The following is a 24,905-nucleotide window of genomic DNA, read 5'->3' as shown; positions in this document are numbered from 1 at the left end:
AACTGCCGTTTTGAGCCTTCAAAACGGCAGTTAGCGCTACTTACATTTCAAGGCTCAGCGCCGGCGGTAGCAGAGGTCGAAGATCAGCCGGCCGGCCTCGTGGGCCTTCGCCTCGAAACTCGTGCGGATCCGGCCTTCAAAGCGCGGCGCCCAGCCGCCCGTTTCATCAACACCCTCGTTGGGGCCTGTATGCGCGGTACTCACCGGCGCCCGGCCTTCGCGGACGGGCGCGCCGCCCACGAGAGTTTCGACGCCGGATTGCCACACCTGGGTGAGCGGACTTTCCGGCCCGTGGCGCTCGCCGGTGTGGAGGTTTTCGAAGTCCGGAGAGTCCGCGAGGACGTCGCGGACGTGGACAGCGTAGTTGGACCAGTCCGTGGCGACCCGCCACAGTCCGCCCTTGGTGAGTGCCCGTGCTGCCAGCTCGGCGAACTCCGGCTGGATGAGGCGGCGTTTGTGGTGCCGTGACTTGTGCCAGGGATCGGGGAAGAACACCCACAGCTCGCTGACGGATCCTGCCGGCAGCATGGTGGCGAGGACCTCGGGCGCGTTGGCTTCCACCACCCGGACGTTGTTCAGCCCGCGGCTGTTGATTTTGATGATAGTGTTGGCCAGCCCCGGTGTATAGACCTCGACCGCCAGGAAGTCCGTGTCCGGGTTCTCCTCGGCCGCGTGGCAGATGGCATCGCCCAGCCCCGAACCGATTTCCACAATCAGCGGTGCCTTGCGGCCGAACTCGGCCTCAGCGTCGAAGGTGTAGTCCGGGTGGACCGACGTGTTCGCGATGTGCCGGGGCACGTCCAGCGCCCACCGGTCCGAGTGTTCTTCCCACGCCGTCTGACGGCGCCCCTGGAGGCGGGTGCCGCGGCGCACAAAGCTCACCGGCCTGCCCCCGTACGTGCCGAAAGACGCCTGGGTACCGGGCGTCACCGGGCGCGGGACATGCGGAGGCTGGGGGGATTCTGGGGATTCGCTCATCCCTTCCAGAATACCCGGGGCCCACGCCCACGGCTTGGGCACTCACCTGAGCCACGAACGGGACGCGATGGAACGCGAAAATGGTCGCCCTGCGAGGTCGGAAAGGAAATGAAATCTCAGAAGAGGATCATAAAGTCCCCGTCCCTGAGCACGAGCACCAGGCCCACGGCAACCTCGGCCGCCGATATCCACAACGCGGCCACACCAGCCCGCCAACCGTTTGACCGACGCACAAATACGCGGAGCGAAACAATTCCGAGCGTCACTGCAAGCAGGCCAAACAGCGCCGGATAGCTCCACAGCACCAACGGTGCGACCCAGTCCAGCCGCCCAGGGCCCTCCGAAGGCCTCGTAAAGAAGGCCGCCAATAGGCTGAAGGGCACAGTCAGAAACATGCTCGCCGGGGCAATGAGGCTGAAGGCGAGGCTGGCTGTCCCCTCGCCACTGCCATGCGCCTTCGGCGAGGCCGGGGCGGACGCAACGGACGGATCGTGCAATGGTGCGAGGCTCATGGCTTCTCCCGAATGTTATGGCTGGGTACCGCATGCTGATCCCACGGTAGGTTCGCTCCAGGCGGGCAACCAGCCCTTTTCTGGTCTATGTGGATAACTCCGCGTGGCAACGAAGCCTGACAGAATGGGTCCCGTGACCCGTGCTGACAACGTTGACGTGCCTGGACTGCTGATCGACGCCGAAATCGACGACATCCCCCCAGCAGCCCCGACGCGCCTTCCGGGCCAATCGGGCAGCGGACCGGAGAGCCCGCAGAGCAGCCGCCGGGCCCTGGCCTATCTGGGCCTCTGCCTGGTGCTTATCGGGCTGAACCTCCGCACGGTTTTCTCCAGTTTCGCCGCGGTTCTTCCGGAGATCACGTCCGACGCCGGCCTCCCGGGCTGGGCCGTTGTGGTGCTCACCACCGTGCCAGTCACGCTCCTGGGTGTTTTCGCACCGCTGGCCCCTGTCCTTGCCCGCCGGTTTGGCGCCGAACGTGTCCTGCTAGGCGCCATGGCAGTACTCACGGCGGGGCTGCTGCTGCGGCCCGCGGACATCGGCGGCCTGGTTCCCGGTGCCGGCCATCTGCCTACCTTGCTGGCGGGAACTGCTGCCTGCGGTGCCGCCATCGCCCTGTGCAACGTGCTGCTGCCAGGGCTGGTGAAGCGCGATTTCCCGCACCGGCTGGGACTCATGGGCGGGCTATACACCACGGCCATCTGCGCCTCTGCCGCCCTCGGAGCCGGCTTTACCTACCCCGTCTTCTCGGCGACGGGGGAGTGGACCTCGGCGCTGTGGTTCTGGGCGGTTCCTGCCGCCGTCGTACTTTTGCTGTTCCTTCCGGTGGCACTTCGCCAGCACCCTGTCCGGCACCAGGCCGGCAACCTCGGCGTCAACGTGTGGCGTTCGGCGGTGGCATGGCAGGTGACCATCTTTATGGTGCTGCAGGCCATGATGTCCTTCAGCGTTTTTGCCTGGCTGGCGCCGATCCTGCGCGAACGCGGCGTGGACGGCGCAACGGCAGGCCTGATGGTGTCCGTTTCGATCGTGCTCCAGATGACGGGTTCGCTGTTTGCCCCTGCACTGGCGGCGAGGTTCCGTGACCAGCGGGCCATCGCGGTGGTGGTGGCGCTGATGACCGGCGGCGGATTTGCGCTGAGCATCTTCGGACCCCTGGAACTCATCTGGGGGTGGACCTCGCTGCTGGGATTGGGGCAGGGAAGCCTCACCGCGGTGGCCCTGACCATGATCATGCTGCGGACGCGCGACGGCCACACCGCCGCGCACTTGTCCGGGATGATGCAGGGCGTGGGCTACGGGCTGGGTTCCACCGGCACGCTGATGGTGGGCCAGCTGCACCAGGCCACGGGATCGTTCACGGCCGCCGGGGTGCTGTTCCTGGTGGTCGGTTCGCTGGCCGCGGTGTTCGGTTACCGCGCGGGCCGGAACCGCTACGTCGGCGGCTCCAGCCGATCGGGCCATTAGCGTGCCCGATTCCGCCCTGCCGGCCACGCATTCCGCCACCACAGCCGGGATCCTGCAGCGACCGTACCTGTGGGTGACCATCGGCGCGTGTGCCCTGGTGTTCCTCGCGGCCTTCGAATCGCTCGCCGTGACCACCATCATGCCTGTCGTCAGCCGCGAGCTCGACGGCGCCAGCCTGTATGCGCTGGCCTTCGCCGGGCCGCTGGCCACCGGTGTGATCGGGATGGTGGCGGCCGGAAACTGGTCGGACCGCCGCGGCCCAACAGTCCCGCTGCACGCCTCCGTGGCGTTGTTCGTGCTGGGCCTGATCATCGCGGGCACGGCCGTGTCCATGCCCATGTTGGTTGCCGGCCGCCTGGTGCAGGGGCTTGGCGGCGGGGCGCTGACGGTTGCGCTCTACGTGGTGGTGGCCCGCGTCTACCCGGCCGTCCTGCACCCCGGGATTTTTGCCGCCTTCTCGGCCGCGTGGGTGATCCCGTCCCTGGTGGGCCCGTTCGCGGCCGGCATCGTGGCGGAGGTCCTGAGCTGGCACTGGGTGTTCCTGGGCGTGGTGGGCCTGGTGGTGCCCGCCCTCGTGATGATTGTTCCAGTGCTCCGCGGCATCGACCGGCCTTCTGTGCAGGCCACGGTCCCGCCCTGGGCGCTGGGCCGGCTGGCCTGGGCGGCGCTCGCCGCGCTCGCTGTGCTGGGGCTGAACCTCTCCGCCGGAGTCACTATCGCGGGCGTTCCCGCAGCCCCGGCACTCCTGGCCGCGGCCGCCGTCGTGACTGCCCTCGTGGCCGTGCGGCCGCTGGTACCGCGCGGAACGCTGCTCGCCCGCCGCGGCCTCCCCAGCGTGATCCTGACCCGCGGCCTGGCGTCTGCCGCATTCTTCGGTGCCGAGGTCTACCTGCCGTACCTGCTGATCGAGGAGTACCAGTTCCCACCGACGTTCGCCGGCCTGGCACTCACCGGAGGCGCGTTGTCGTGGGCAGCCGCCGCCGCCATTCAGGGCCGCCTCGGCACCCGGCTGCAGCACCGGGCGGCGGTGCGCATCGGCTCAGCGCTGGTGCTGGGAGCCATTCTCCTCACGTTGGCGACGTCGGCGCTCCACTGGCCCGCCGCCGTCGCGATTGCCGGCTGGCTCTTCGCCGGCGGCGGCATGGGGCTGCTGTATCCGCGGCTCAGCGTGATGACGCTCGCCATGTCCACCAAGGAAAACGAGGGCTTCAACAGCTCGGCGATGTCCATCTCGGACTCGCTGGGCGGGGCGCTGGCGCTCGCCGCCACGGGCATCGTGTTCGCGGCGTTTACGACGACGGCGGGATCGTTCGCGGGGGTCTTCGCACTGACGGCGGTGGTGGCCGTCGCCGCGGTTGCGGTGGCGCCGCGGGTTTCCCGCTAACGCCCGGAGTTTTTGTCCAGATAATCCGAGTTGCGCGCCCGGGAAGGCGCGTTATCTGGACAAAAAGTCAGGCCAGCCGGGTGGCGCGGAGTATGGTGTCGCCGATGATGGCTTCCTCGCCGTCCGGGCCTGTTGCCGTCCGCTCCCGCGTGGTGTTGACCTCCAGCTGCCAGTCCGGCGAGTCCAGGCCGAGTTCCGCCACGAGCTGCGCCGGGGTGTAGAACATCTCCGGTCTGGTGTGGTTTCCCCATGGCGGCAGGTGGTCCGGATGGTGGCCCACGATCAGCAGCGTGCCGCCCGGCTTGACCGCCGCAGCCGCCATCCGCAGCGGACCCTGCCACGCCAGGTGCGGCGAATGCAGGAACTGCGAAGTCACCAGATCAAAGGTGGCCGCGGGCTGCCACTCCTCCAGGTCACACTGTTCCCAGTGGATGCGGCTGGGAATTTCACCGGCTCCCTGCGCGTGCACACTCTCGCGGTCCAGGGCCGCCTTTTCGTGGCCGAGCGCCCGATCCAGCGCGACAGCGGAAACGTCGACGCCGGTGACGGTCCAGCCCTGCTGGGCGAGCCAGATGGCGTCGGCCCCTTCGCCGCAGCCCAGGTCCAGGGCCTTGCCCGGCTTCAGTCCCGCGCCTTCGCGGACCAGTTGCGGGTTGGGTTTCCCGCTCCAGAATTTCGGCTTGCTCCGGTACCTTTCGTCCCACGCCTCGGCGGCACTGCGCTGCGGTGCATCCCCCAGCCGGGTGTCGCCGTCGTCCGTTGTGTGGTGGTGGTCCGCACCCTGTTCAGTCATGCCTCAAGCCTGCGCCTGCCGGGCACCCAAAGGCAACGCCAGCACCCCTGCCCCACCTGCATGAGAGAGGCCAAGGCGCGGGGATGGTACGCTTATGGGACTTGATGTGCAGTGATGCCCGCTCGTCCCTTGATTTGGGAAGCGGGTTTTTTCATGTGAGAGGCACATCCTGCGTCGATGAACGCGTTCCATTTGGTCCCAGCCGCCGCTCTGAATTGGGCAGCAGCACGGTTGATCACCTGACTTTTCTTCGGCGAAACCCTTGAGCCAACCGGCATCGGGGGCCGATATCCGCACGGATACCGCCTGAAAGACCATGAAATATATGACTACTTTTGCTGCCCTCGGCACGCCCAAAGCACTCGCCGACACCCTCACCGCACAGGGAATTGTTGAGCCGTTCCCCATTCAGGTCAAGACCCTCCCGGACACCCTGGCCGGACGCGACGTCCTGGGCCGCGGCCGCACCGGTTCCGGCAAGACCATCGCTTTCGCCATCCCGCTTGTAGCACGACTCGCTGAGCGGGAAGCCAAGCACTTCCGCAAGCCCGGCCGCCCCATGGGCCTGGTCCTCGCCCCGACCCGTGAACTGGCCACCCAGATCAACGCCACCATCGAGCCCATGGCCAAGGCCATGGGCCTGACCACCACCGTGATCTACGGCGGCATTTCCCAGGCTCGCCAGGAAAAGGCACTGCGCGCCGGCGTCGACATTGTCATCGCCTGCCCGGGCCGCCTGGAGGATCTGATCCGCCAGCGCATCCTGACCCTCGAAGGCGTCGAGATCACCGTGCTGGACGAGGCCGACCACATGGCCGACCTCGGCTTCCTCCCGGTGGTCAAGAAGCTCATGGACATGACCCCGAGCCAGGGCCAGCGCCTGCTGTTCTCCGCAACCCTGGACAACGGCGTGGACAAGATCGTCCAGCGTTACCTGTCCAACCCGCTGACCCACGCTGTGGACGAATCACAGGCCGCCGTGACCACCATGGAGCACCACGTCCTGGTGGTCAACGACCAGACCGTCAAGAAGCAGCTGATCGTTGAGCTCGCCTCGGGTGCCGGCCGCCGCGTCCTCTTTATGCGGACCAAGCACCACGCTCGCAAGCTGGCCAAGACCCTGACCGACGCCGGGATCCCCGCCGTCGACCTGCACGGCAACCTCTCGCAGAACGCCCGTGACCGCAACCTGGCCGAGTTTTCCTCCGGTGACGTCCGCGTCCTGGTGGCCACGGACGTCGCAGCCCGCGGCGTCCACGTGGACGACGTCGAACTGGTGATCCACGTGGATCCGCCCACAGAGCACAAGGCATACCTCCACCGCTCAGGCCGTACGGCCCGCGCAGGTTCGGACGGCACCGTTGTCACGCTGACCCTCCCGGAGCAGCAGTCCGACGTCAAGAAGCTGATGAAGGCTGCCGGCGTCGAGGTTAACTTCGAGCGCGTCACCGCCAACTCCCCGCTGGTTGCTGAGCTCGTGGGCGAAATGGCCGACAAGATCGATCCGCGCACCCGCGCCGCTCTGTTGGCCAAGAAGTCCGCGCAGGGTGGCGGCACCTCTACGGGTGCCAACGCCGAGCGCAAGCGCGCCCGTCGCAGCCAGGAAGGCCCCACAGCCGGTGGCCGTGGCGGCCGAGGTGGACGTGGACGCGTCTCCGCTGAGCCGACCCGCACCGATCTTCCGAGGGCCGAGCGCCGCGCTGTTGCCTACGAAGGCCGCACGGAGGCACGGGCAGCATTTGACCGTGTAGCTGAGCAGAACGAGGACCGCGCCATTGCAGCAGCTGCTGCTCGCCGCAATTCCCGCGGCGTCACAGCCTCCACGCACCGCAACGACGTCCCCGCAGCAGGTGGCCGTGCAGCGGCCGGCCGCGGTTCAGACGGCCGTTCTGCTGAAGGCCGCACGGATTCACGCGTTACCCGCAGCGATGCCCCCCGCGGCGGCACGGGCCGCCCGGCTACCACCGGCGGACAGCGCGGCGGACGTCCGGCAACGGGCCAGCGCGCAGCCGGGGCCCGCACCGCAGGCGCCGGTGCAGGTGCCCGCACGGGTGGATCCGGCCAGCGCGCCGGAGCCTCCACGGGCAACTCGGGCAACGGCGGCAACGCCGGGAACAAGGCTGTTTGGTCCTCCAACACCGGCGGCACGTCCGGTGGCTCGTACGCCGGTAACGGTAACGGTAACGGTGGCGGCAGTGGCCGTCCGGCACGCAGCGGTCCCCGCCGCGCGTCGGCCCCGGCCTCGAACGAACGCCGCAGCCGCTAAGCAGCCCTAACCGCCATCGTGTGCTCCGTAACCGCCGTTTAGAAGGTTCATAACGGCAGTTACGGAGCACTCGATTGGTTGTTAACCGGAACTACCAGCCGCGGGCACGCCACTCCTCAAGGTGCGGGCGTTCCGCACCCAGGGTGGTGGGGCTGCCGTGGCCCGGGTGCACCAATGTGTCATCCGGGTAGGCCTCGAACAATCGCGCGGTGACATCGTCCAGCAGCGACGTGAACCGCTCAGGGTCATTCTCGGTGTTGCCCACGCCGCCCGGGAACAACGAATCCCCGCTGAAAATGTGGGCAGGACCTTCCGGGTCCTGATACACAAACGCGATCGATCCCGGAGTATGGCCGCGCAGGTGCACGGCGGTGAGCTCGAAGCCGTCCACGGCGCAGGTGTCCCCATGCTCCAGGGCCCGGTCCACGCGTACTGGCAGCGCCTCGGCGTCGTCCTTTCCGGCAACGGTTGGGGCGCCGGTCGCTTCCACCAACGCCGGCAGTGCCCGCACGTGGTCCCAATGCTGGTGCGTCGTTGCAATCTGCGCCAGTTTGGTTGTGGCCGCGGTATCTGCAGCGGCGTCCGCGAGCATCGCCTGGATGGCCGGAAGGTCGTCTGCGGCATCAATCAGTAGCTGTGCGCCGCTGGCCTTCGCGGTCAGCAGGTACACGTTGTTGTTCATCTCGCTGACGGAGATGCTGCGGATGGTGATGTCGCGTAGGTCGTGAATGAGCTTGTCCATGGGCTTCAGTCTATTCACGGCCCTGGGACACCCAGTTGGGATCCGCCGAGCGGGAGCCGACGACGGCGTCCGCAGCCTGGTCCAGCGCCTCCAGTTGCGCCGGGGTCAGGTCCAGGGACAGGGCGCCCAGGTTTTCGTCGATCCGGTGCGTCTTGCGTGTGCCGGGGATGGGGACCACGGCCAGTCCCAACCGTTTGCCCTGCTCCAGTAGCCACGCGAGTGCAACTTGGGCGGGCGTTGCGGAAAGCTCGGCGGCTATCGTCCGCACGGTGGCCACGACTCCCTGGTTCGCGTCAAAGGCGTCCGCGGCGAACCGCGGGATCCGGCGTCGGAAGTCGTTGGCTCCCAGGCTGGAAGCGTCCACCGTGCCGGTGAGGAATCCCCGGCCCAGTGGCGAATACGGCACAAAGCCCACGCCCAGGCTGGCCGCGGCCGGAACTACGTTGCGTTCCACGTCCCGGCTCCAGATGGACCATTCGCTTTGGACCGCGGCGATGGGGTGCACGGAGTCGGCTTCGGCCAGCTCCTGCGCGGTCACCTCTGACAGGCCAAGGTGTTTGACCTTGCCCTGCTGCACCAGCCCCGCCATGGCCTCCACGGTTTCCACAATCGGAACGCGGAGGTCACGGCGGTGCATGTAGTAGAGGTCGATCACGTCCGTGCCAAGCCGCTTCAGGCTGGCGTCGACAGCCTGCCGGACGTAGGCGGCATCTCCCCGGACATCCGTGTAGCCATCAGCCGGCGAGCCCACCAGGGAAAATTTGGTGGCGAGCTGCACTTCACCCCGCCGGTCCTTGAGCAGTTGCGCGATGAGTTGCTCGTTGCTGCCTCCGCCGTAGATGTCCGCGGTGTCAATGAAGCTGACGCCGGTGTCCACTGCATGGTGCAGGGTTCTGAGGGCATCGTGCGGGTCAACGTCGCCGTAGACCGGGGTGAGGGCCATGCCGCCGAAACCCAGGGGGCTGACGTTAAGGCCGTCGCCGAGGTGTACCAATGGTGCAGTCATGAGCGCTCTCCATTCGTTTGTGGACTCTCGTCCCAGCCAAGAACCCCGGTCCTAGCCCCGTATTCCTAGCCGATGTCCTGGCCCCACGGGATGATCCGGTCGGCGCCCTGGCGCGTGGCCTCGATCATCACCGCGTTGGCCTCATCCGGGCCCGCCGCCCATGCCTCCGCTGCGGCCCGCTCCATGCCGAACTCCACGTGCCGGTCCACCAGCCGGGCCAGCCGCAGCGCGGGAGGGCTGTCCATGAACCAGACCTCATCCAGCTGCGCCCTGACGTCCTTCCACTGAGGCGTCTCCGCCAGCAGATAGTTTCCCTCGGTGATCACCAGCGGCACGGACGCGGGGACTGCGATGGACGCGGCCACCGGTTCGTCCAAAGTCCGCCGGAACTCGGGCGCGTACACCACTGCCTCTTCTCGCCGCACGAGCCGCTGCAACAGCGAGAGGTAGCCGCCGACGTCGAACGTGTCCATTGCGCCCTTGCGCTGCCGCAGCGGTGTGCCGTTGATGATCGCGTTGCCCAGGTGGAAGCCGTCCATCGGCACCACGACGGCGGTATCAGGACCGAACTCCCGCTGCAGCCGGGCCGCAAAAGTCGATTTACCCGAGCCGGGCGCACCCGTGATGCCCAGGAGTGTGCGCCGGCCGCTATCGAGCCTGTGCCGCAGGGCGTCGAGTGCCTGCTGTACTTCGGGGGAGTCCATGGCAAAAGCCTAAACCGGCCGCTGGGTCTCCCCGGCTTTCGCGCGCACCCACGGGATTCCGACGGCGGGTCGCCGGGACACGCAGTCGGACGGCCTCAGAGGTGGGGAGACTCAGCGGGGGGCAGCGGCGGAAGGGACGGGGGCCGCAGCAGGTTTAGCCGGCAGGGCTTTCAGTCCGGCCGCGCAGCCCACAATCCCCCCAATGAAGAGCACCTTCAACAAGCTGAAGGGTTCGACGCCGGTGGCCATCGCCCAGCCCACCGTAAGGGCAGCCCCGATCCCCACCCAGACGGCGTAAGCCGTTCCCAGCGGAATGCTGCGGATGGCCAGGCCGAGACCGACCATGCTCAGGGTGGCCGTCACGGCGAAAACAAGAGTGGGCAGGGGCCGGGTGAAACCGTCGGACTGGCCCAAGGCGGTGGCCCAGACGGCTTCCAGTACGGCGGAGGCCAGCAGCATCAGCCAGGCAGTGGAACGCTGGTTCATTACGCCACCACCTTCAGGCCAACCACGCAAGCGGCGATGCCGGTGAGCAGCAGCAGGCGCGCCGTCGTCGGACGTTCCGCCCTGGTGATGATCGCGTAGGCGGACGTCAGCACCACGCCCACGCCCACCCACACGGCGTACGCGGTGCCGGTTGGGATGGACTGCATGGCGATGGCGAGGCCGGCCATGCTGGCGAGGACGGAGACCAGGAAGAGGAGGGCGGGCGCGAGGCGGCGCCGGCCGGTAGCTTGGAATGTCCAGTGCAGGGCGGCGGCCCAGACGGGCTCCAGCGCCCCGGAAAGAATGAGGATTAACCACGACATGACAGATCCTTTGGCCAGTCTTGTCGCGTGCCGGGTACTGAACCGTCGTCCGGAGGGTCCTTCGCGGAGCCTTGTTTCCAGCTTAGCAACGCCCGACGGAGGGTGGCCGGGTTGGTGGCCAACCTCACCGCAGCGGTCCCCGCCCAACTGAGTAGCGCTAAGTGTCGTTTTGAGGGCTCAAAACGACACTTAGCGCTACCTAGTTGGGGGAGGGCAGGGTGCTTACAGGGCGCCGCCGGCTGTCTCCGGGGCGGAGGAGTCGCGGCCCCCGTTGCCCACGGTTTCGCGGGCGATGAAGTTCTCGATGTCGAACAGGTTGTCCGCGCGCTCGGCGATGTTAAAGAGGGTGGTCATGGCGGCGACCTCCTCCACCTGCTCCTTGAGGAACCAGAGCATAAACTGCTCGCCCAGGGCGTCGTCCTCGGAACGGGCGGCGCGGAACAGGGCCTCGATCGCGGACGTCACTTCCTTCTCCTGCTCCAGCGCCAGGGCCAGCGGCTCGGTCACGGAGGAGAAGTCGTTGCGCACGGTGGGGACGCCCGGGATGGTGAATTCAATGTCGCGGTCCAGCATGTACTGCACCATCATCATGGCATGGTTCCGCTCTTCCACCGACTGCCGGTAGAAGTAGCGGGCCAGCTGCGGGAGGTCCTGGTTGGCGAACCAGGTGGCCACGGCAATGTACTGCTGCGAGGCCGCGAACTCGTTGCCGATCTGGGTGGACAGGAGCGCATTAAAGGGTGTGGAGGTCATAGGCCGAGTCTAGGAGCGCCGTACGCCGCTGACCAGTGTGGAAAGGCTCAGATAACGAAGGCGAGGCTAGCCTGCAGCGCTGGATCAGGCAGTCACGCGGTCGATCGAAACCACGGCCAGGAAGCCGCGGCCCAGGATTTCGGGGGTCCCGGTATCGGAACCGACGACGGCGTCATACCGGTTGAGTGCCTCGGGCTCCCCGGGTACGGGGGCAGCTTCGTCGGCGTCGGCTTCCGGGGCGGCAGCGGCTTCCACTGCGTCCACGGCTTCCGCGCTGACGCTGAGGCTGCCCGCACTGACAGCGGCCTGGCCCTGCAGCAGCACCGCGAGCTGGCCCTCAAAAACCGGGTGCGCGCGCTTTTTGGAGAGCTCGATGATGGACGTGAAGCCCTTGAAGGACCCCGTCCGGGTGATGACATTCAGGTCGCGGATGTCCCCGGTGGGCAGGGCACCGTGCGCGGCAGCTTCGCCGGAGAACCTGAACGGCCGGTACTTTTCCAGGGGGTGCTCGGCGCCATCCACGGTGAGAAGGAGCAGCTCGCCGTCGATCACGGTCAGCACGCGTTCCATGCCCGGGAACGCCGAGAAATCCCCGGCCTTGCTGACGTCGGCGATGCTGACCCGCCAGTCCCAGGCGCCGTCCTGCGCCGAGGCGGCTTTCGGGTGGCTGGCAAGCTCACGGGTCACCCCGCCGCCGTTACGCCACGGTTCGGACCTGAGTTCTGCGAAGCGGATGATCTCCATCGGACCAGCCTAGTTTGTTTGGGCGTCCCCGCCACGCGTGGCATGCTGGGCAAATGCGCCAGGGGATCACCGACGGACAGAGCCGCCTGCTGACATCCTGGCTCGGGGAATTCAGCGTGGTGCAGGACTACTCGTGGCCCCTGCAGGACACGAACGTCCTCCACGTTGTAACGCCGTCGGGCGAAGGATTCATCGTCAAGGCGAGCACCACAAGCCACCATATCCGCCGCGAGATCGCCGCCCATGCCGGCGGGTTCGACGGGCTCCACGGCCGGGTCCCGGCGTTACGCCATGCCTCGGCGGCGTCGGGCATCCTGGTGACGGAGTTCCTGCCGGGGGTCCTGGTCGAGGGGACGCCGGCCGAGGATGATCCGGAAACGTACCGCCAGGCGGGGGCGCTGCTGGCGAGGATTCACCGGCCCGCCGGGGTCTCGTCCACGTACGCATCAGCCCTCACGGCCAAGACCCGTGCGTGGATGGACCGTGCCCACAGGCTGCTGCCGGGATCGCAGCTCGAAAGCTTTGAACAGGCGCTCGGTGCACTGCGCCCGGGCGTGGCGCAGCTGGTCGCAACGCACGGCGATTACCAGCCGAGGAACTGGCTGCAGGACAACGGGCAGATCAAGGTCATCGACTTTGGCCGAGCCGAACCGCGTCCGTGGGTGCACGATCTGGTGCGGCTCAGTCACCAGCGGTTCGTCCACCGGCCCGAACTGGCGGACGCGTTCCATGCCGGCCTGGGCAAAACGGTGGCACCGGCGGAGGCTGACCTGTGGCGGCTGGAGAACCTGCACCAGGCCATCGGCACGGTGGTGTGGGCCAACCAAGTGGGCGACACCGCGTTTGAACAGACGGGCCGCGCCATGGTGGAGCGCGTGCTGTCCGGCGCCTGAAATGGAACCGACCCACATCGGCGCAGGGGGCACTTCCCTGCTACTCTCCTCCCGGGGGACGTCACGAAGACAGCCTGAAGGAGCCGGAAATGTTCGTCAAAGTCTGTGGTCTCAGTACGCCCGAATCAGTCCGTGCCGCCGTGGAGGCCGGGGCGGACGCCGTCGGGTTTGTCCTGACGGCCAGCCCGCGGGTGGTCTCGCCGTCGCAGGTTTCCACTCTTCTGGCCGATGTGCCGGAAGGCATGGTTGCCGTCGGCGTTTTCCGGCATGAACCTGTCGCCGATGCCCTTGCCATCGCCCGTTCCGCCGGACTCGAGTGGGTCCAACTCCACGCAGACCTCACCCCGGAAGACGTCACAACAGTGCACGGCGCCGGCATGAAGCTGATCAGGGCCGTCACCATGGCAGCCACTGCGGACGCGTTCGCCGACTGGGGCGAGGAACTCCTGTTGATTGACGCCGCCGTGCCCGGCTCCGGACAGGCCTGGGACTACGCCTCCATGGTGGACGTGACAGCACTCCAGGACCGCAAGTGGCTGCTGGCCGGCGGACTGGATCCGGATACCGTGGCGCACGCCACCGCAGCAGCAGGCGCGTGGGGCGTGGACGTCAGCTCCGGCGTCGAGGTTTCCCGCGGCGTGAAGGACCTGGACAAGATCCGGGCCTTCGTGAAGGCCGCCAAGGGCTGAGGCCCGGTCCAAGCTTCAGGTCCCAAGTTCAGGGGCCAATCAGGGCAGACCCGTACGTTTTTGTCAGACCCCGCGGGGCACAATGGACAGATGAAGACACTGCTCAACATCATCTGGCTGGTATTCGGCGGACTCTGGCTTGCCCTGGGCTATTTCCTCGCCGGCATCATCTGCTGCCTGCTGATCGTCACCATTCCGTGGGGCATCGCGTCGTTCCGGATTGCGGCGTACACGCTCTGGCCGTTCGGGCGCATGGTGGTGGACAAGCCGGGCGGGACGGGCGTGTTCCCTCTCCTGGGGAATGTCATCTGGCTGGTGGTGGCGGGCATCTGGATCGCGATCGGCCACGTGCTGACAGCCATTGCCATGGCGGTCACCATCATCGGCATCCCGCTGGCCATCGCCAACCTCAAGCTCATCCCGGTCAGCCTGATGCCGCTGGGCAAGCAGATCGTTCCCACTAACAGCCCGTTCGTTACCGCATACCGCTAGCCGGCGGCGTTCCCAGGGGTTTCGCTGAATCCGGGGACCAGTCCCTGGGCTTCGAGCTCTTCTGACCGCAGCGCGCGCAGCACACAGAACTCGTTGCCGTCCGGGTCAGCCATGACCACCCAGGTGGCCTCCGGCCCCTGCCCGACGGAAATGCGCGACGCGCCAAGGGTTTCCAGCCGCTGCACCTCCTCGGCCTGGTCGTCCGGACGAAGGTCCAGGTGCAGCCGGTTCTTGAGCTCCTTCCGCTCCGGGACTTTCACGAAGAGCAGGTCCGGGCTGACGCCGTCGGCCGGACTGCCTGCTGGCGGCTCCAACACGATTTCGTCCTCCGCCTCATAGGTGCGGCGCCACCCCAGGGCCTTCTCCCAGAAATCGGCGGGCACTTTGGGGTCGGTGGAATCGATGCTGAGGGCTTGGATGCGCAGGTTCATCCGAGCAGTCTTGCACCGGCCGGGGTGCCCGTAAAGGCTCCCGGCGGTCGCGCGGAGAGTCAGGCCAGCTCGCCCTGCAGGTTCCGGCGGGCGGCATCGAGCCACAGTTCCCGTGCGCGGTCGCCGTGGAAAAGGGGGTCCAGTTCCAGCAGATGACGGACGACGGCGGCGCGGCCGGCCGCGAAGTCGGCGTCGCCGATGTGCGCGTAGTCTTCCCGGACGGCGGCCACATACCGGGCGTACGGCTCAGGTTCGCCGCCAAGGACTGACAGGTCCGCGTCGCAGAGGAGGGCGCCGTCGTCGTCCCCTGGCTCGGGGCGGTGGTCCGATGTCAGCCGCACCAGCCGGGCCACCTCGTCAACATCGGCGGCCGGGAGCCCCGCGTCCGTGAGGCGCTCCTCTGCGAGCCGGGCCGATTCCTCCTCGTCCTGGCCGGCGACCCCGCGGTACACGGCATCGTGGAACCAGGCTGCGAGCAGCACTGTCCGCGGCGGATCGGCGGGGTCGGTGAGCAGGTCCATGGCCTCAAGTACGGCCAGCAGGTGCGTGCAGCCGTGATACCGGCGGTGGTCCTCGCTCCAGCGGTCCAGCAGATCCAGGAAGAGGGCGTCGTGTCCGGGCATGATGGCTTCCCAGCGGTTCAGCAACGGGACCTTGAGTGACTTGTTGCGCTGCCGGGCCGGGATGCGCAGCCCGCTGGCGATGAGCTTGCGAACCAGGGTCCGGGCTTCCACGGCGATGGCGCCCGCGGCGACGAGGTCGTCGAACCGGCGCTCGGCAACGTCGTAGTGGTCGCCGTCGAACGCCCGGTCCGGGATGCCGGCCGCGGCAGCGAAGGCGTGCAGTTCCGCCAGCGACGTGTCCGAGATGAGGTGCGAAAAATGCGTGCCGTGGGCGGGCCACAGCGGCGGATCAAGGTAAATCGCCATGGGGGAAGTCTAGTGCGGCGGCTCTCCGCGGGGCCGGTCAGGAGCCGGCCGGCAGGATGTTCTGGTTTCCCTGGAAGACGTTCCGCGGATCGAAGTCATGCTTGACCCTGGCCAGCCGCGCGTAATTCCCGTTTCCGAACGCGGCGCGGATGCGCTCCTGGCCCTCGTTGCCGATGAAATTGAGCCACACCCCGCCTGTGGCATAGGGCGCAATCTTGCCGCGGAAGTCCTTCACCCAGGCCTTGGCCAGCTGGCCTTCCTCGGGTGTTGGCGAGATGCCGTAGGGATGGCTCACCCAGGCCGCGTTCCGGTTGATCAGGGGCGTGGCCGCGCCAGCGTTCCCGCCGACGGCGCCGCCCCACCGGGCGATGAGCTGCTGGGACGTGGCATCGGGAAGGTTCCGGGCGGATTCCACGAACAAGTCCAGGGCCGCGTCGGGAAGTTCGTTGTGGTAGTCCGCGCTCCAGTAGTTGTAGTGGTCCGGCGGATCGTCCAGGGAGGACTGGAAATCGGCGTACGGGGTGTCGGCCACGAGGTCCACTGCAGGCCCGAGCTCGCGGAACGGTCTGGCGTGTTCGGAGCCCTCCTCGGGCTCACCCGCGTAGACGTACGCGATGAGGGTGGCCATCTTTCCTACCAGGTGCTCCGGCACAAACGGCTCCGGCGGTGCCGTGAAATAGAGGAGCGCCAGGCCCACTCGGTCCGGGGCTGCCAGCGCCAGGTCCCGGAACGCCCGGGAAATGTCGGTGGCCGCCTCCCCGGGCCACAGCCACATCCCGGCATGGACCACGGGGCCGAGCCTGTGCGCCTGGAACGTGAAGGACGTGGCCACGCCGAAATTGCCGCCGCCGCCGTGGAGGGCCCAGAAGAGTTCCGGGTTTTCCCGGGCGCTCGCGGTGACGCGCTCGCCGTCGGCCGTCACCAGGTCCACCGAGACGAGACTGTCGCACGCGAACCCGAAGGACCGCTCCAGCCAGCCTGACCCGCCGCCCAGGGTGAAGCCGGCGACGCCGGTGGTGGAGGCCCGCCCGCCGGTGACGGCCAGGGCATGCTCCTGGGTGGCGCGGTCGAACTCGCCCCATGTGACGCCTGCCCCGGCGGTGACGATGCCGGATTCGGGGTCCACGTCGATCGACTTCATGGGCCGGACATCGATTACCAGGCCGTCGTTGTTCATGGACATTCCGGCCACTGAGTGGCCGCCGGCACGGACAGCGATGGCGAGGGAATTTTCCCGTCCATAGCGGAGGGCTTCGGCCACGTCCGCGTCATTCGAACACTGGGCAATCACCGCCGGACGCCGGTCAATCATGGCGTTGAAGACCTTCCGGGCCGGGTCATAGTCGGGGCTGTCAGGCCTGATCCACTTCATCACAAACGCTCCTCAGCGACTGCGGCCCCTCCCCTCCACATAGCGTAGGACTTGGGCCCACCACCTTCCATAGGCAGTTGACCCGAACCCTCAGGCGGAGGCGAAACCAGCGTCCACGTCCTTTTCTGATCCGCGGCGAAAGCTACTAAGAAAACACGCAAATGCGGACTAGAATCATGAAATGCCCACTATTCGCGTATCCGAAGCAGCACGGTTCCTCGGCGTCAGTGACGACACGGTCCGGCGCTGGATAGAGAACGGCAGCCTCACCCCCGTGAAGGACGACGCCGGCCGGCTGGCAGTCGACGGCCTGGAACTGGCAAGGCACGCCCAGAAGCTCGCGCAGCTTCCCGAGGACCCGCACCGTTCAGGAAGTTCGGCGCGCAACAGGTTCGTCGGCCTGGTCACGGGGATCACTGCGGACAAAGTCATGGCCCAGGTGGAACTCCAGTGCGGGCCGTTCCGGGTGGTGTCGCTGATGAGCAGTGAAGCCGTCCGCGACCTGGGCCTGGAACTGGGCTCCGTGGCCACCGCGGTGGTCAAAGCAACCACGGTCATCATCGAAACCCCGCACGGAAAGAGCATCATTTGAGCACCCTCAAACACGGCACCCCCGTCATAATCACGGCTGCCCTCATGCTGGGCCTCGCCGCGTGCGCACCGGCTACGACGTCCACGGCCACACAGCCCGCCGCGTCGCATTCCCCGGACGCCGCCGGCCAGGTCTCCGGGACCATCATGGTCTTCGCAGCCGCGTCGCTCAAGGCCACATTCACCCAGCTGGCCAGCGACTTCGAGGCGAAGAACCCCGGCACCAAGATCGTGCTGAGCTTCGCCGGTTCCTCGGACCTGGTCACCCAGATCACCCAGGGCGCACCGGCCGATGTTGTTGCCTCCGCCGACACCAAGAACATGACCAAGCTGGCCGAGGCCAAGCTCCTGGACGGGACCGCGAAGAACTTCGCCACCAACGTCCTGGAGATCGCCGTCCCGCCGTCCAATCCGGCGTCGATCGCGTCCTTCGCGGACCTGGCCAAGCCAGGCGTCAAGGTGGTTGTCTGTGCCAGCCAGGTTCCGTGCGGGGCGGCTGCGGACACAGTGGAAAAGGCGGCGGGAGTGACCCTTTCGCCGGTCAGCGAGGAGTCATCGGTGACGGACGTCCTGGGCAAGGTCACCTCGGGCGAGGCCGACGCCGGGCTGGTCTACGTCACCGACGTCAAAGGCGCCGGAGGCAAGGTCAAGGGGATCCCGTTCGACGAATCCGGCAAGGCAGTCAACACGTATCCAATCGCCACAGTAGGCTCGAGCCGGAACAAGGAACTGGCGGCAGCCTTCATCGCGATGGTGACCGGCGCCGACGGGCAGAAAACCCTGCGCGCGGCCGGCTTCGGCGCCCCGTAAGTAAGCCGCACCCAAGGAGAGCATGAGACAGGCCAGGAACGGCGGGTATGGCGGCGTCCCACGCTGGATTTACGTCCTTGCGGCTGCGGGTGGCCTGTTCGTGGTGCTACCGCTCGCGGCCATGGTGGCGAAGGTCAACTGGGCCCAGTTCATCCCGCTGATCACGTCGGAAGCGTCGCTGCAGGCCCTTGGGTTGAGCCTGCGCACGTCCGCGGCCAGCACCGTCCTGTGTATCGTGCTGGGTGTGCCGCTGGCCCTGGTCCTGGCCCGCGGCAGCTTCCCCGGCCAGCGCTTCCTCCGCTCACTGGTCCTGCTCCCGCTGGTTCTTCCGCCCGTGGTGGGCGGCATCGCACTCCTGTACACGTTCGGGCGGCAGGGGCTGCTGGGCCGGACGCTGGAAGTGGCTGGCCTGCAGATCGCCTTTTCAACGACGGCGGTCATCCTGGCCCAGACGTTTGTGGCCCTTCCGTTCCTGGTGGTCAGCCTCGAGGGTGCACTGCGGACCGCCGGGAACCGGTACGAAGCGGTGGCCGCGACGCTCGGCGCCGGGCCCACCACGGTGCTCCGCCGTGTCACTCTCCCGCTCGTGCTGCCGGGGCTGGCCTCCGGCGCAGTGCTGTCCTTCGCCCGCAGCCTGGGCGAATTCGGCGCCACCCTCACGTTCGCGGGCAGCCTGCAGGGGGTGACCCGGACCCTGCCGCTGGAAATCTACCTGCAGCGGGAAACGGACGCCGATGCCGCCGTCGCGCTTTCCCTGGTCCTCGTGGCGGTGGCGGTTGCCGTGGTGGCGCTCGCGTACCGCAGTCCCCGCGCCGCCGAACGGGCCCCAGCACTAAGCGGGGAACGCACGACGCCGGCGCCCGGCCAGGGCGGTGCGGTCCGGTGACGTTCTCGGTTCAGGCCGCCGTGGCCAGCCGCGAGTTCGACGTCTCCCTCGCGCTGGGCCCGGCCGAAACGGTGGCCGTTATGGGAGCCAATGGCGCGGGCAAATCCACCCTGCTGAACGTCATCGCGGGCCTGCTGCACCCGGACTCGGGCACGGCCGAACTGGACGGCAAGACGCTGTTCGACCTCACCGCCGGACGCGGCGAATGGACGGCTCCGCACCGGCGCGGCACGGCGCTCCTGGCCCAGGAACCGCTGCTGTTCCCGCACCTGAGCGTGCTGGAGAACGTGGCCTTCGGACCCCGGAGTGCGGGGGCCTCGAAGCAGGCCGCGCGGGAGTCCGCCCTGCGGTGGCTCACGGAAGTGGAGGCGACGGAGCTGCAGTCCCGCCGACCGGCCGAGCTCTCCGGCGGCCAGGCGCAGCGCGTTGCGGTGGCGCGGGCGCTCGCCGCCGACCCCGGGCTCCTCCTCCTGGACGAACCGATGGCCGCTCTGGATATCCATGCGGCGCCGCTGCTCCGGCGCCTGCTCAAGCGCGTGCTGGCCGGCCGCCGCGCCGTCATCATCACCCACGACGTCCTGGATGCCCTGATGCTGGCCGACCGGGTGGTCATCCTCGAAAACGGGCGGATCAGCGAGGAAGGCCCCACCCGCGACATCCTCCAGCGCCCGCGCAGCCGGTTCGCGGCCGGACTCGCCGGGCTCAACTTTGTGGCCGGCCACCTGACCGAACACGGTCTGCGGGCCGGTGCCCTCAACCTCTATGGCCACCGCGACGCAGCCGCCCCGCTCCCTACCGGGCAGCCGGGCGTGGCTGTCTTTCCGCCGTCGGCCGTTTCCGTTTTCCTCACCGAAGCGCATGGCAGCCCGCGGAACTCCTTCGCCGTGACCATTACCGACCTGGAGCCGCACGGGGACGGGATCCGGGTCCGCGCCGGGGAGGGCGGGCAGCTGAGTGCGGACATCACGCCGGCTGCCTCTGTTGATCTCGGGCTGGCGCCGGGCATGCAGGTGTACTTCGTGATCAAGGCCGGCGCCGTCGCCATCTACCCCGGCTGAAGAGGCGGAATACGCGGGTAGGCTGGTCAGCGTCGCAAGCTGGGTCATCACGGCCAAGCACTGCAACTCAACATCGCTGAAGTCCGTCCGCCTGGGCACCACGTACCTGGAAACCGGCGGAACGGTGAAAACGGTGGCCGCCCGCTATCCGTCCTGCGCTGGCGATGTCCTGCTCCTGATCTGACTGGCCTAACAGACCACCGGGCGGGTGGCTCATTGGGGGAGCCGCCTGCCCTACATCCCCGGGATATCGAGGGTTTCGTGGATCTCGATAGTGGCGCCTGCGCCGGACATGAAGTGCGGGTGGCCGTCCATCAGGGCAACGGCGGCGTCCAGATCCTCGGCCTGGATGATGCTGTAGCCGCCCACTGTGGCTGCCGTATCAGCGACGGACGAGCCGTCCATGACTTTGGTGGCGCCCAGCGGTGTGCCGAGGTCAACAATGCCGTCGCCGGCCTTGGCCGCCCAGTCCATCCACATTTTCATGCCGGCTCGGCCGCTTCGGGGCTCGCTTCGGCCAGGGCTTTGCGGGCCGTGGCGGAGGGGTGCCGGGATCGGATTCTTCCATGGGCAGCGCTCGGCTCTGGACAGGCAGTTCGCCGTCGGCAAACATGGGGCGTAGAGGGCATTTCCTCAAAGTTGAGCGTTGTAGACTCAACTTAGCGAAAAAGCGCATCCCCGGAAGGAGCTCTCTTTGGACGTCAAATTCACCACCAAGAGCCAGGAGGCTCTCTCGGCAGCAGCCATGAACGCCTCCACGGCAGGGAATCCCCAGGTGGAACCCGCCCACCTGCTCAAGGCGCTGATGGATCAGCGGGAGGGCGTCGCCGTCGCGCTTCTCCGCGCCACGGGCGCCGACCCGGATACCGTCAGCGTGCAGGCGAGCGGTGCCATCAAGGCGCTGCCGGCAACGTCGGGCGGCTCCACACAGCAGGCGCAGCTGTCCCGGCCCGCCCTGCAGGCCATCCAGAACGCCAAGAATGAAGCGGACCGGCTGGGTGACACGTATGTCTCCACCGAAGTGCTGCTGTTGGGGCTCTCTGCCGGGAGCGACGCCGTCGGGCGGTTAATGCGCGACGCCGGTGCCTCCCATGAAGCGCTGCTCGCCGCCCTGCCGGGTGTTCGCGGCGACCGCAAGGTCACCACGCCGGACCCGGAAAACACATTCCAGTCGCTGGAGAGGTTTGGCACTGACCTCACCGCGATGGCGCGTGCGGGCAAGCTGGACCCGGTGATTGGCCGCGACACCGAGATCCGGCGCATCATCCAGGTGCTGAGCCGCCGCACCAAGAACAACCCCGTCATCATCGGCGAGCCGGGCGTAGGCAAGACCGCCGTCGTCGAAGGGCTCGCCCAACGGATCGTGGCGGGCGATGTCCCGGAAAGCCTGAGGGGCAAGAATCTGATCGCCCTCGACCTCGCGTCCATGGTGGCCGGGGCGAAGTACCGCGGCGAGTTCGAGGAGCGGCTCAAGGCCGTCCTGGAGGAGATCAAGAATTCGGACGGCCAGATTGTCACTTTCATCGACGAGATCCACACGGTGGTGGGCGCCGGTGCCACGGGGGAGTCATCGATGGATGCCGGCAACATGCTCAAGCCCATGCTGGCCCGCGGTGAGCTGCGGCTGATCGGTGCCACCACCTTGGATGAGTACCGTGAGAACATCGAGAAGGACCCGGCCCTGGAGCGCCGGTTCCAGCCGGTGTACGTGGGTGAGCCCAGCGTGGAGGACACCATCGGGATCCTCCGCGGACTCAAGGAACGCTACGAGGCGCACCACAAGGTCACCATCGCCGACTCTGCGCTGGTAGCCGCCGCAACCCTGTCCAACCGCTACATTTCCGGCCGCCAGCTGCCGGACAAGGCCATCGACCTCGTGGACGAGGCCGCCTCGCGGCTGCGGATGGAGATCGACTCCGCACCGGAGGAGATCGACCAGCTGCGCCGTGCCGTGGACCGGCTGACCATGGAGGAACTGGCCCTCGCGAACGAGAAGGATGCCGCCTCGGTGGAGCGCCTGGCCGCCCTCCGCGCGGACAAGGCCGACAAGAGCGAGGAGCTGGACGCGCTGAATGCGCGCTGGGCCGCAGAAAGGGCTGGACTCAACCGGGTGGGCGACCTGAAGGCCAAGCTGGATGAGCTCCGCTCCACGGCGGACAAGGCGCAGCGTGAAGGCGACCTGGAGACTGCGTCGCGGATCCTCTATGGCGAGATTCCGGCAGTGGAGCGGGAGCTGAACGCGGCCGCCGCAGCCGAAGAGGCGGTGACGGACAAGACTGCCCAGATGGTGGCTGACGAGGTCACGGCGGACGACATTGCCGAGGTCATTTCGGCGTGGACCGGCATTCCGGCCGGGCGAATGCTGCAGGGCGAAAGCCAGAAGCTGCTCCATATGGAGCAGGAGCTCGGCAAGCGCCTGATCGGCCAGTCCAAGGCGGTGGCCGCGGTGTCCGACGCTGTCCGCCGTGCCCGGGCCGGCATCAGCGATCCCAACCGGCCCACGGGTTCGTTCCTGTTCCTGGGGCCCACGGGCGTAGGCAAGACGGAGCTGGCCAAGGCGCTCGCGGATTTCCTGTTCGACGACGAACGCGCCATGGTGCGGCTGGACATGTCCGAGTACGGCGAGAAGCACTCGGTGGCGCGGCTGGTGGGCGCCCCTCCGGGATACGTCGGCTACGAGGAGGGCGGCCAGCTGACGGAGGCCGTCCGCCGTCGGCCGTACTCCGTGATCCTGCTGGACGAGGTGGAGAAGGCCCATCCGGAGGTCTTTGACATCCTCCTGCAGGTGCTCGACGACGGCCGCCTCACCGATGGCCAAGGCAGGACCGTGGACTTCCGCAACGCCATCCTGGTGCTGACGTCCAACCTGGGCAGTCAGTTCCTGGTGGACCAGTCGTTGGACGCGCAGGCCAAGCGGGCCGCGGTCATGGCCACCGTCAACGCGTCCTTCAAGCCGGAGTTCCTGAACCGGCTGGACGAGATTGTGCTGTTCGAGGCCCTGACCGTTGACGAGCTGGCGGAGATTGTGGAACTGCAGGTGGCCGAGCTCGGCAGGAGGCTGCGTGATCGCCGGCTCTCCCTGGACGTGTCTGACGGCGCCCGCGCCTGGCTGGCCATGTCCGGCTTCGATTCCGCGTACGGTGCCCGGCCGCTCCGCCGGCTGGTGCAGCGCGAGATCGGTGACCGTCTGGCCAGGGCCATCCTGTCCGGCGACATCGCGGACGGTGACACGGTGCTCGTGGACACCGCGGCCGACGTCGACGAACTCACCATCGAAGGACTGGAGGCTCTGGCAGCGCCCGACGGCGGTGCTCCGGCCGGCACGGGCCTGGTGGTGCGGCGGAAGGAATAGCGGTCCTGCAAGGCTCGGGCGAACCCTATTTCGGGGCAGCAGATTCCCGTATTTCATAGCTGAGGTTTTGGTGGTCCGCATCCATTTCGTTGACTTGGATGCGGTATCCGTCAGGGTCATTGACGGTGATGAAACGGCCGAACGTTTCGTCCATGATGTCCGACGGGGCATATCCGGCAGCTCTTAGTCGCTCTGCGGTGAGCTCCAGCTTTTCGTCCGTGGAGAAGTGCAGCGCTACTGCTCCGGCATCTGAGTGTGTGGTTCCCGCTTGGGCAATGTGGAGCCGAAGTTGCCCGCCGTTGCCGTACAGGTCCGCCCAGGTTCCGCTTGTTGCTGCAGCGTTCTCGTTCAACCCAAGGGTGGAATAAAACTTGTTGGCGAGCTCGATGTTCCGCACGAAGCGGATCGGAGTAACTCTCATTTGGTTGAACCTTCCTTGTTGAGGGCCTGGGTCAGCGTTTCTTCGACGAACGACGACAGTGATAGTCCGCGTTCGATTGCTGCGTGTTTGACCTGCTTGACTAGGTCTGTTGGCAGGTAGATGTTGGACTGTGTCTTGTCGGCCACACCCGCCCCTGAAGGTCCTGAGCCAACGCGATGGTCAGCATGTTCGGCGCCGCCTTGGACATCTTGTAGGCATAACTTGTTGACAGGTCTGCGAACGTACCGCTGGCCTGGCCGACAGGGAGCCCAGGCGCGAGGTCACGTTGACGATGATCGGGTCGGGCGCCGCCAGCAGGCTTGGCAACAGAAACTGCGCCAGTCATCGCGCTCAATTTCCTCCAAGCCGCTACGAAGCGGGAACGAGCCTGAAGGCATAGCGTCCGTCTGGGCCGCTGCCGGGATTCATGGTGAAGTCTGCACCGTCGGTGTCCAGCTTCACTTGCGCCGCGAACACCCCGCCGTCGCACGCGACACGGACTGGTTCCAGAACGGCGGCGCCTGCCCAGCTCGCCAATGACAACTCGACGTCGGCGGGTCCTTCGCACAGGAAGTGCAGTTTGTATTTGCCGGGCTGCGCCGTTGCGCCTTGGGACGAGGAGCCAGCCGCACCCTCAGCCGGGCCACCGTGCTCACAGCCCGTCAGCGATACCACAAGTGCGGCCGAAACGAACAGGACCCGTGTGCGCTGAGTCTGCGTCCCCCAAAGAGCTGACATGCCCCGAGTCTAAACCCCCAGCCCAAAGGTCAAACCAGCGAACCGCCGAATGCAATGAAGCCGTAGGCTCTGTATCCGTTCGCGTGT

General features: G+C 67.3%; 28 protein-coding genes and 1 riboswitch. Of the genes, 11 read left to right on the top strand and 17 right to left on the bottom strand.

Annotation, left to right across the window (positions count from 1 at the left end; genetic code table 11):
• Positions 1–54: 54 nt before the first annotated feature.
• Both trmB and NG697_RS11515 read right to left on the bottom strand, forming a co-directional pair.
• Positions 55–978: a tRNA (guanosine(46)-N7)-methyltransferase TrmB gene (trmB, locus tag NG697_RS11520; RefSeq protein WP_104063208.1), complete on the bottom strand. Its 924-nt coding sequence runs from the start codon at positions 976–978 to the stop codon at positions 55–57.
• A 116-nt stretch (positions 979–1,094) separates the two neighbouring features.
• A complete protein-coding gene (locus NG697_RS11515; RefSeq protein ID WP_252599077.1) occupies positions 1,095–1,490 on the bottom strand; it encodes a hypothetical protein in 396 nt (131 codons plus the stop codon).
• A gap of 124 nt (positions 1,491–1,614) precedes the next feature.
• Here NG697_RS11515 and NG697_RS11510 point away from each other — a divergent pair, with 124 nt between their 5' ends.
• Together NG697_RS11510 and NG697_RS11505 are read left to right on the top strand one after the other, a co-directional pair.
• On the top strand, positions 1,615–2,955 hold the full coding sequence (locus NG697_RS11510; RefSeq protein ID WP_374209919.1) for a CynX/NimT family MFS transporter: 1,341 nt from the start codon (positions 1,615–1,617) through the stop codon (positions 2,953–2,955).
• A 1-nt stretch (position 2,956) separates the two neighbouring features.
• Entirely contained in the window at positions 2,957–4,339 is a 1,383-nt protein-coding gene (locus NG697_RS11505; protein ID WP_252599075.1) for an MFS transporter, read from the top strand.
• Between the two features lie 67 nt (positions 4,340–4,406).
• On the opposite strand, the gene NG697_RS11500 is transcribed toward NG697_RS11505, so the two are convergent.
• On the bottom strand, positions 4,407–5,132 hold the full coding sequence (locus NG697_RS11500) for an SAM-dependent methyltransferase (RefSeq protein WP_252599074.1): 726 nt from the start codon (positions 5,130–5,132) through the stop codon (positions 4,407–4,409).
• A 325-nt stretch (positions 5,133–5,457) separates the two neighbouring features.
• Here NG697_RS11500 and NG697_RS11495 point away from each other — a divergent pair, with 325 nt between their 5' ends.
• Complete coding sequence (locus tag NG697_RS11495) at positions 5,458–7,398, top strand: DEAD/DEAH box helicase (protein ID WP_252614248.1); 1,941 nt, start codon at positions 5,458–5,460, stop codon at positions 7,396–7,398.
• 91 nt (positions 7,399–7,489) lie between these two features.
• Here the strand turns inward: NG697_RS11495 and NG697_RS11490 are convergent, their stop codons facing one another.
• The 7 genes from NG697_RS11490 to NG697_RS11460 form a co-directional block, all read right to left on the bottom strand.
• On the bottom strand, positions 7,490–8,140 hold the full coding sequence (locus NG697_RS11490; RefSeq protein WP_252614247.1) for an MBL fold metallo-hydrolase: 651 nt from the start codon (positions 8,138–8,140) through the stop codon (positions 7,490–7,492).
• A gap of 10 nt (positions 8,141–8,150) precedes the next feature.
• The gene (locus NG697_RS11485) at positions 8,151–9,146 is read right to left on the bottom strand and encodes an aldo/keto reductase (protein WP_252608142.1); all 996 of its coding nucleotides are present in this window, start codon (positions 9,144–9,146) and stop codon (positions 8,151–8,153) included.
• Positions 9,147–9,211: 65 nt separating this feature from the next.
• Complete coding sequence (locus tag NG697_RS11480) at positions 9,212–9,850, bottom strand: nucleoside/nucleotide kinase family protein (RefSeq protein WP_252608144.1); 639 nt, start codon at positions 9,848–9,850, stop codon at positions 9,212–9,214.
• 111 nt (positions 9,851–9,961) lie between these two features.
• Positions 9,962–10,336, bottom strand: coding sequence for a DMT family transporter (locus NG697_RS11475; protein ID WP_252608146.1), 375 nt, complete (start codon positions 10,334–10,336; stop codon positions 9,962–9,964).
• Positions 10,336–10,659 (bottom strand): DMT family transporter, encoded by a 324-nt coding sequence (locus NG697_RS11470; protein ID WP_252614246.1) that lies wholly within the window; start codon positions 10,657–10,659, stop codon positions 10,336–10,338. Before NG697_RS11470 ends, NG697_RS11475 begins: the two co-directional genes overlap by 1 nt.
• Before the next feature lie 9 nt (positions 10,660–10,668).
• Positions 10,669–10,734: riboswitch (guanidine-III (ykkC-III) riboswitch) on the bottom strand.
• Between the two features lie 147 nt (positions 10,735–10,881).
• Positions 10,882–11,412, bottom strand: a complete 531-nt coding sequence (locus NG697_RS11465; RefSeq protein WP_252599062.1) for a ferritin — start codon at positions 11,410–11,412, stop codon at positions 10,882–10,884.
• A gap of 84 nt (positions 11,413–11,496) precedes the next feature.
• Positions 11,497–12,156 carry a HutD/Ves family protein gene (locus NG697_RS11460; protein WP_252599061.1) on the bottom strand — a complete coding sequence of 220 codons (660 nt, stop codon included), beginning with the start codon at positions 12,154–12,156 and terminating at the stop codon, positions 11,497–11,499.
• A 53-nt stretch (positions 12,157–12,209) separates the two neighbouring features.
• On the opposite strand from NG697_RS11460, the gene NG697_RS11455 reads away from it, so the two are divergent.
• From NG697_RS11455 to NG697_RS11445, 3 genes are all read left to right on the top strand, one after another.
• The gene (locus NG697_RS11455; RefSeq protein ID WP_252614245.1) at positions 12,210–13,049 is read left to right on the top strand and encodes an aminoglycoside phosphotransferase family protein; all 840 of its coding nucleotides are present in this window, start codon (positions 12,210–12,212) and stop codon (positions 13,047–13,049) included.
• A gap of 89 nt (positions 13,050–13,138) precedes the next feature.
• Complete coding sequence (locus NG697_RS11450) at positions 13,139–13,738, top strand: phosphoribosylanthranilate isomerase (RefSeq protein WP_252614244.1); 600 nt, start codon at positions 13,139–13,141, stop codon at positions 13,736–13,738.
• 90 nt (positions 13,739–13,828) lie between these two features.
• On the top strand, positions 13,829–14,230 hold the full coding sequence (locus tag NG697_RS11445) for a YccF domain-containing protein (protein ID WP_248763765.1): 402 nt from the start codon (positions 13,829–13,831) through the stop codon (positions 14,228–14,230).
• On the opposite strand, the gene NG697_RS11440 is transcribed toward NG697_RS11445, so the two are convergent.
• From NG697_RS11440 to NG697_RS11430, 3 genes are read right to left on the bottom strand one after another with little or no spacing between them, the layout of a single operon-like run.
• Positions 14,227–14,661 (bottom strand): VOC family protein, encoded by a 435-nt coding sequence (locus tag NG697_RS11440; RefSeq protein WP_252608156.1) that lies wholly within the window; start codon positions 14,659–14,661, stop codon positions 14,227–14,229. The two genes, NG697_RS11445 and NG697_RS11440, sit on opposite strands and share 4 nt — an antisense overlap.
• Positions 14,662–14,720: 59 nt before the next feature.
• Positions 14,721–15,590 (bottom strand): DUF4031 domain-containing protein, encoded by an 870-nt coding sequence (locus tag NG697_RS11435; RefSeq protein ID WP_252608157.1) that lies wholly within the window; start codon positions 15,588–15,590, stop codon positions 14,721–14,723.
• Between the two features lie 37 nt (positions 15,591–15,627).
• On the bottom strand, positions 15,628–16,962 hold the full coding sequence (locus NG697_RS11430; protein WP_252608158.1) for an FAD-binding oxidoreductase: 1,335 nt from the start codon (positions 16,960–16,962) through the stop codon (positions 15,628–15,630).
• Between the two features lie 181 nt (positions 16,963–17,143).
• On the opposite strand from NG697_RS11430, the gene NG697_RS11425 reads away from it, so the two are divergent.
• Genes NG697_RS11425 through NG697_RS11410 form a run of 4 tightly spaced genes read left to right on the top strand, consistent with a single transcriptional unit; the run spans position 17,144 to position 20,307 of the window.
• On the top strand, positions 17,144–17,554 hold the full coding sequence (locus tag NG697_RS11425; RefSeq protein WP_252608159.1) for a TOBE domain-containing protein: 411 nt from the start codon (positions 17,144–17,146) through the stop codon (positions 17,552–17,554).
• A 44-nt stretch (positions 17,555–17,598) separates the two neighbouring features.
• Entirely contained in the window at positions 17,599–18,363 is a 765-nt protein-coding gene (gene modA, locus NG697_RS11420) for a molybdate ABC transporter substrate-binding protein (protein ID WP_252608296.1), read from the top strand.
• Between the two features lie 22 nt (positions 18,364–18,385).
• Positions 18,386–19,249, top strand: coding sequence for an ABC transporter permease (locus NG697_RS11415; RefSeq protein WP_252608160.1), 864 nt, complete (start codon positions 18,386–18,388; stop codon positions 19,247–19,249).
• Positions 19,246–20,307: a sulfate/molybdate ABC transporter ATP-binding protein gene (locus NG697_RS11410; RefSeq protein WP_252598998.1), complete on the top strand. Its 1,062-nt coding sequence runs from the start codon at positions 19,246–19,248 to the stop codon at positions 20,305–20,307. The genes NG697_RS11415 and NG697_RS11410 overlap by 4 nt, the downstream gene beginning before the upstream one ends.
• A gap of 234 nt (positions 20,308–20,541) precedes the next feature.
• Here NG697_RS11410 and NG697_RS11405 read toward each other — a convergent pair whose 3' ends face one another.
• Positions 20,542–20,793, bottom strand: a complete 252-nt coding sequence (locus NG697_RS11405; RefSeq protein ID WP_252598997.1) for a YciI family protein — start codon at positions 20,791–20,793, stop codon at positions 20,542–20,544.
• Between the two features lie 208 nt (positions 20,794–21,001).
• Here NG697_RS11405 and clpB point away from each other — a divergent pair, with 208 nt between their 5' ends.
• The gene (gene clpB / locus NG697_RS11400) at positions 21,002–23,659 is read left to right on the top strand and encodes an ATP-dependent chaperone ClpB (protein ID WP_252608161.1); all 2,658 of its coding nucleotides are present in this window, start codon (positions 21,002–21,004) and stop codon (positions 23,657–23,659) included.
• Between the two features lie 25 nt (positions 23,660–23,684).
• Here the strand turns inward: clpB and NG697_RS11395 are convergent, their stop codons facing one another.
• The 3 genes from NG697_RS11395 to NG697_RS11385 all read right to left on the bottom strand — a co-directional run bounded on the left by NG697_RS11395 (position 23,685) and on the right by NG697_RS11385 (position 24,818).
• Entirely contained in the window at positions 23,685–24,080 is a 396-nt protein-coding gene (locus NG697_RS11395) for a VOC family protein (protein WP_252598994.1), read from the bottom strand.
• The gene (locus NG697_RS11390; RefSeq protein ID WP_252598992.1) at positions 24,077–24,226 is read right to left on the bottom strand and encodes a ribbon-helix-helix domain-containing protein; all 150 of its coding nucleotides are present in this window, start codon (positions 24,224–24,226) and stop codon (positions 24,077–24,079) included. The genes NG697_RS11395 and NG697_RS11390 overlap by 4 nt, the downstream gene beginning before the upstream one ends.
• Before the next feature lie 223 nt (positions 24,227–24,449).
• A complete protein-coding gene (locus NG697_RS11385; RefSeq protein WP_252598990.1) occupies positions 24,450–24,818 on the bottom strand; it encodes a hypothetical protein in 369 nt (122 codons plus the stop codon).
• Between the last annotated feature and the right edge of the window lie 87 nt (positions 24,819–24,905).

Origin of the sequence: Pseudarthrobacter raffinosi (assembly GCF_023913835.1) — a bacterium.
Lineage (GTDB): Bacteria > Actinomycetota > Actinomycetes > Actinomycetales > Micrococcaceae > Arthrobacter > Arthrobacter raffinosi.
The sequence above is the reverse complement of the archived record's forward strand: the minus strand, read 5'-3'. Positions and strand labels throughout refer to the sequence as shown.